The organism is Serratia sp. LSHTC3, from assembly GCF_057197125.1.
Genome location: NZ_JBXUNP010000014.1, coordinates 1 through 5,390 on the forward strand (window position 1 = coordinate 1; position 5,390 = coordinate 5,390).

Annotated in this window: 5 protein-coding genes, 4 tRNA genes and 1 other RNA gene; 8 read left to right on the plus strand and 2 right to left on the minus strand. The window is 52.0% G+C overall.

Going from position 1 to position 5,390, the window contains the following annotated elements; all coding sequences use genetic code 11:
* The first annotated feature begins 398 nt into the window (after positions 1-398).
* Positions 399-1,436, plus strand: a complete 1,038-nt coding sequence (gene murB / locus AC2CGI_RS23965; protein WP_004929433.1) for a UDP-N-acetylmuramate dehydrogenase — start codon at positions 399-401, stop codon at positions 1,434-1,436.
* Positions 1,433-2,395 (plus strand): bifunctional biotin--[acetyl-CoA-carboxylase] ligase/biotin operon repressor BirA, encoded by a 963-nt coding sequence (gene birA, locus AC2CGI_RS23970; RefSeq protein WP_004929427.1) that lies wholly within the window; start codon positions 1,433-1,435, stop codon positions 2,393-2,395. Before murB ends, birA begins: the two co-directional genes overlap by 4 nt.
* Before the next feature lie 48 nt (positions 2,396-2,443).
* On the opposite strand, the gene coaA is transcribed toward birA, so the two are convergent.
* On the minus strand, positions 2,444-3,394 hold the full coding sequence (coaA, locus tag AC2CGI_RS23975; protein ID WP_025304936.1) for a type I pantothenate kinase: 951 nt from the start codon (positions 3,392-3,394) through the stop codon (positions 2,444-2,446).
* Between the two features lie 219 nt (positions 3,395-3,613).
* Entirely contained in the window at positions 3,614-4,162 is a 549-nt protein-coding gene (locus AC2CGI_RS23980) for a GNAT family N-acetyltransferase (RefSeq protein WP_004929422.1), read from the minus strand.
* Between the two features lie 396 nt (positions 4,163-4,558).
* On the opposite strand from AC2CGI_RS23980, the gene AC2CGI_RS23985 reads away from it, so the two are divergent.
* From AC2CGI_RS23985 to AC2CGI_RS24010, 6 genes are all read left to right on the plus strand, one after another.
* Positions 4,559-4,634 (plus strand) — tRNA-Thr (locus AC2CGI_RS23985).
* Between the two features lie 25 nt (positions 4,635-4,659).
* Positions 4,660-4,744 (plus strand) — tRNA-Tyr (locus AC2CGI_RS23990).
* A gap of 46 nt (positions 4,745-4,790) precedes the next feature.
* Positions 4,791-4,906, plus strand: a non-coding RNA gene (locus AC2CGI_RS23995) — RtT sRNA.
* Positions 4,907-4,942: 36 nt separating this feature from the next.
* A tRNA-Gly gene (locus AC2CGI_RS24000) sits at positions 4,943-5,017 on the plus strand.
* 6 nt (positions 5,018-5,023) lie between these two features.
* Positions 5,024-5,099: transfer RNA gene (locus AC2CGI_RS24005), tRNA-Thr, on the plus strand.
* Between the two features lie 109 nt (positions 5,100-5,208).
* A partial coding sequence (locus AC2CGI_RS24010; protein WP_010287081.1) for a GTP-binding protein occupies positions 5,209-5,390 on the plus strand: 182 nt, incomplete at its 3' end.

Here is a 5,390-nt window from a genome sequence, read left to right on the forward strand (position 1 = left end):
AGAGTAGGACACTGCCAGGCATCAAACAAAGCCGAAAGCCCTGAACTGACGTTCAGGGCTTTTTGCTGTGCGTAAAATAAATATCCTGACAGTATCTATTACTTTGAAAAATGCCTTTTTGGGCATATGTAGCTTATCCTTATAAGGAAGCATAATGTTTCTTTGCTAGGGAAATAGCCAGCTAAATATATAATTGATAGTTCCAGATTATTATTTAAATAATAAAAATATCTATCTATGAACAGACTGATGAGAATTATCCGGTTATATCAAAGATAAGTCTTAATTCTTCAGTGTATTAGTCGATAAATTTCACGTTAATTAAAACAAATATTAGCCAGACGCCTCGAATCGAGTAGACTAGGCGGAAGATTATTTCCGTATGGGTACTGAACGTTATGTCTACTGAAAGCGCGTCTTTAAAAAACCACAATACGTTTGCGCTCCCGGTCAACGCAGCGCACCTGATCATGGCCGATAGAATTGAGCTGATGCTCAAGGTGTGGCAACAAACGCGCAAGCGTCAGGAGCCGTTGCTGATTCTCGGTGAAGGTAGCAACGTGCTGTTCCTGGAGGATTTTTCTGGCACAGTAATGGTCAATCAGTTGAAGGGTATTGATGTTCGGGAAGATAACGATGCCTGGTATCTCCACGTCAGCTCCGGTGAAAATTGGCATGACCTGGTGCAATATACGCTGCAGGCCGGGATCTGCGGTCTGGAAAACCTGGCGTTGATTCCTGGATTGGCCGGTTCCGCCCCTATCCAGAACATCGGCGCCTACGGCGTCGAATTGAAAGACGTCTGCGAGTATGTCGATCTGCTGGACTTCTCTACCGGCGCTATCGATCGTATTCCGGCTGCCGAGTGTGGTTTTGGCTACCGGGAAAGTATTTTCAAACACCGTTTCCAGACCGGACATGTCATTGTTGGGCTGGGTCTGCGTCTCAACAAACAGTGGCAACCCAAATTGAGCTACGGCGATCTGGCCAAGCTGGATCCTGCCACGGTGACGCCACTTCAGGTATTTGAATCCGTATGCGCCATGCGCCGCAGCAAGCTGCCCGATCCGCGTGAAACCGGCAATGCCGGCAGCTTCTTCAAGAATCCGCTGGTGAACGCAGAGAAAGCCGCAGAACTCATCGCTCAATATCCCGGTATGCCGCATTATCCACAGCAGGATGGCCAGGTGAAGCTGGCCGCCGGATGGCTTATCGATCAATGCGAACTGAAAGGATATCGTATCGGTGGCGCTGCGGTACACCGCCAACAAGCGCTGGTGCTGGTGAACATCGCCAACGCCCACAGTCAGGATGTGGTGGCGTTGGCGCGCCACGTACGCAAGACGGTGGCTGATAAATTCGGCGTGTGGCTGGAACCTGAGGTGCGTTTTATTGGCGCGACCGGTGAACTGAATGCCGTGGCGGTGCTGTCATGAAAGATACCAAGGTTCCGTTAAAACTGATCGCGCTGCTGGCTGACGGCGAATTCCATTCCGGTGAACACCTCGGTGAGTCACTGGGCATGAGTCGCGCGGCGATCAATAAGCATATTCAGACCATTCGTGAATGGGGACTGGATGTCTTTACCGTGCCCGGAAAAGGCTATAGCCTGCCTGGCGCCATCCAGCTGTTGGAAGCCAAGCGAATCCTCAGCCTGCTGGAAGACAAGCGTGTAAGCGTGTTGCCGGTGGTCGATTCCACCAACCAATACTTGCTGGACCGCATCGACGAATTGCACTCTGGTGATGCCTGCGTCGCTGAATACCAACAGGCTGGACGAGGGCGCCGCGGGCGGCAGTGGATCTCGCCATTCGGCGCTAATTTATATCTGTCGATGTTCTGGCGACTGGAGCAGGGGCCGGCAGCGGCTATGGGGCTTAGCCTGGTGATCGGGATGGTGATGGCGGAGGTCTTGCAGCGCCTCGGTGCGGCTGATGTGCGCGTGAAGTGGCCTAACGATCTTTATCTGAACGATCGTAAATTAGCGGGGATCCTGGTCGAACTGACGGGAAAAACCGGCGATGCGGCTCAACTGGTCATCGGCGCCGGCATCAACCTGGCGATGCGTGATACCAATGCCAGCGCCATTACTCAGGGATGGATTAACCTACAGGAAGCGGGAATTCAGATCGATCGCAATGAACTGGCTGCAACCTTGCTTAATGAACTGCGTCAGTCATTGAAACAGTTTGAGATAGACGGACTCGCGCCCTTTATCGGTCGCTGGCGTACCCTGGATAACTTTATCGACAGGCCGGTCAAGCTGCTGATTGGCGAGCGGCAGATTGTGGGTATCGCCCGAGGAATCGATTCACAGGGCGCACTGCTGCTGGAACAGGACGGGGAGATCAAGCCCTTCATCGGTGGCGAGATATCGCTGCGCAGCGCGGAATAGTGAGAAAAGACAAGGGGACAGTAACGTCCCCTGAATCGATCGGTAGGCTTACTTTCTTAAACGCACGCTTTCAACGGCGTGGTTAGCGCTTTTGGTCATTATCAGGCTGGCGCGTTCACGGGTGGGCAGTATATTCTGCTGCAAATTCAATCCGTTAATTTCATTCCATAATTGCGTGGCGATATTAATCGCCTCCGGTTCCGGCAATTTTGAATAATTATGGAAATAAGAATCGGGATTGGAAAATGCGCCCTGACGGAATTTCAGAAAACGATTGATATACCAGCTTTGTAATAGCGTTTCCGGCGCATCGACATATATAGAGAAGTCGACAAAGTCGGAAACGAATACGCGATGCGGATCGTGAGGATAATCCATACCGCTTTGCAACACGTTAAGCCCTTCCAGGATCAGAATATCCGGTTGCTCGATGACTTTATTACCTTCGGGTACAACGTCATAGATCAAATGGGAATAAACCGGGGCGGTGACGCGTTTGGCGCCGGATTTCACTTCCGACACGAATTTCACCAGGCTATGCATATCGTAAGACTGCGGGAAGCCTTTTTTCTTCATCAGGCCGCGTTCGTTCAGCACCTTATTAGGGTGCAAGAAGCCGTCGGTCGTGATCAACTCAACGCTGCGGTGTTCTGGCCAACGGCTCAACAACGCCTGCAACAGACGTGCGGTTGTGCTCTTACCTACGGCTACGCTGCCGGCGATGCCGATGACATAGGGAATCTTTTGCCCGTCGGTGCCGAGGAATTGCTCGAGCACCGCCTGCCTACGCAGGTTGGAACTGATATAGAAGTTCAACAGCCGTGACAGCGGCAGATAAATCTGCGCAACTTCTTCCAACGAGAGATCTTCGTTAATCCCTTTCAGTTTAACGATCTCTTCTTCCGACAACGTCAGCGGCACCGAATCTCGCAACGCAGCCCATTGGGTACGATCGAACTGTAGGTAAGGCGTTGCTAAAGATTGATCTCTTTTTATCATAAGCCAAATTCTGCCTGTTAACGCAGGTTGGGAAAGGCGCCGGACGCCAACTCCAGAGAATAAACAAGCTGCATATTATAGACAGCTTCGTTTTTGGCGTAGACTTTTTTCGCAAAAGTTGTCGATAGGCAGCAGTTTATGTCAATTGTGCGAAGCGGCGCGCAGTTGATAAAGCGGGGTTACAAGGCGGTATCATCAGAGCCGGATACCGCCTGAAGACTAACTGGCGATGGCGCGCGAAGGCTGATTTACGGTGAACAGACGTTTGTAATAAATGACGGTCGGATGGTAATGCCCATCGGGACCCGCTGCATAATCCGGCAGCTCACCCAAACAGCGATAACCCAGGCTGCGATAAAGCGCTTCTGCCGCCGAACCGGCCTGCGTATCCAGATACAATAGCCCGCGTTGCTGCTGCAGTGCCGCGTACTCCAGCGTCTTCATCAGAGCCTGACCTACGCCGTTGCGGCGAGCACGGCTATGCACCAACAGCTTTACCACCTCCGCACGATTACGGCCGTTCGGCTTCTGGCAAAGTTCGAGTTGCACGGTGCCAACGACGCCGCGATCGTCACGGGCAATCCACAGCAGCAGCTCACCTTTGGCCAGGGCCGGTCGCAGACTGTGGAAGTAGCTCTCGGCGTCTTCGTGAGGAATTAAGGTGTCGTAACCGACAGAAGCGCCGTGCGTGACGGCATCGGTCAACAGGCGGGCCAATTCATCGCGGTAAATTGGGAGCGTAGCGGCGTTGATAGGCACTATTTTCATCGGTCATTCCTCCTGGGATGGGGGTAATGAAGAGAAGCAATAACTGAGCCACAGCGGCGAAAGGCATAGCAACGGCAAAAGGGCGAGGGATCAGTGTAGCCCACGCCGCAGTCCGGGGCAGGTATCCCCTTTTTGGTGCATCGATCCCGCTCACAGTTTACCAGCGCGGGTTAAGTGTTTTGAGAAGCCCGACACGGAGAAAGCGGCGCTCAAGGCTTGCAAAAAGTGGATAAAATTGTAGAGAATGATTGCCGCGAGTGATGAATGTTTGCACGCCGCAGGCTGCAAATTGCATGACAGTATGCAAAATTGACTGATTTATGAGCGAAAGTGCGCGTAAAGCAATTTTTTTGTTGCATAGGTCGCCCGCTCTACCTAGAATGCGCTGCACTTGATGCCGGCTTAGCTCAGTAGGTAGAGCAACTGACTTGTAATCAGTAGGTCACCAGTTCGATTCCGGTAGCCGGCACCATTCAAGTCACAAGTAGTTAAAATCTGGTGGGGTTCCCGAGCGGCCAAAGGGAGCAGACTGTAAATCTGCCGTCACAGACTTCGAAGGTTCGAATCCTTCCCCCACCACCAAATCTTGCCTTCGGCGATTAACTGAGATGCGATAAATACCGCAACGGTTGATGGCGGGAGGAGAGGGCGAAAGCCTTCGGCAAGGTTCGAGCTGTGCAGCGCAAGGCGCAGCCGGCCCGAAGGATGCGAGCCGAGTGATGAACAATCCTGCTCCATCCCAAAATTCTACAGAAAAATCAGGTAGCCGAGTTCCAGGATGCGGGCATCGTATAATGGCTATTACCTCAGCCTTCCAAGCTGATGATGTGGGTTCGATTCCCACTGCCCGCTCCAAGATGTGCTGATATAGCTCAGTTGGTAGAGCGCACCCTTGGTAAGGGTGAGGTCGGCAGTTCGAATCTGCCTATCAGCACCACTTCTTAATTTCTCGCCCCCTGATTTTCTTTCTGTTCTGGATTCAACGAGCAAATGCTTGGTTGATGTGGTGATACCACCGATTTATCCGTGTCTTAGAGGGACAATCGATGTCTAAAGAAAAGTTTGAACGTACAAAACCGCACGTTAACGTCGGTACTATCGGCCACGTTGACCACGGTAAAACTACCCTGACTGCAGCGATCACTACCGTACTGGCTAAAACCTACGGCGGTTCTGCACGTGCTTTCGACCAGATCGATAACGCGCCAGAAGAAAAAGCTCGTGGTAT

Excerpts from the sequence above, each read along its gene's own strand:
- murB (WP_004929433.1), top strand. The coding sequence starts at position 399 with ATGTCTACTGAAAGCGCGTCTTTAAAAAACCACAATACGTTTGCGCTC.
- AC2CGI_RS23980 (WP_004929422.1), bottom strand. The coding sequence starts at position 4,162 with ATGAAAATAGTGCCTATCAACGCCGCTACGCTCCCAATTTACCGCGAT.
- birA (WP_004929427.1), top strand. The coding sequence starts at position 1,433 with ATGAAAGATACCAAGGTTCCGTTAAAACTGATCGCGCTGCTGGCTGAC.
- coaA (WP_025304936.1), bottom strand. The coding sequence starts at position 3,394 with ATGATAAAAAGAGATCAATCTTTAGCAACGCCTTACCTACAGTTCGAT.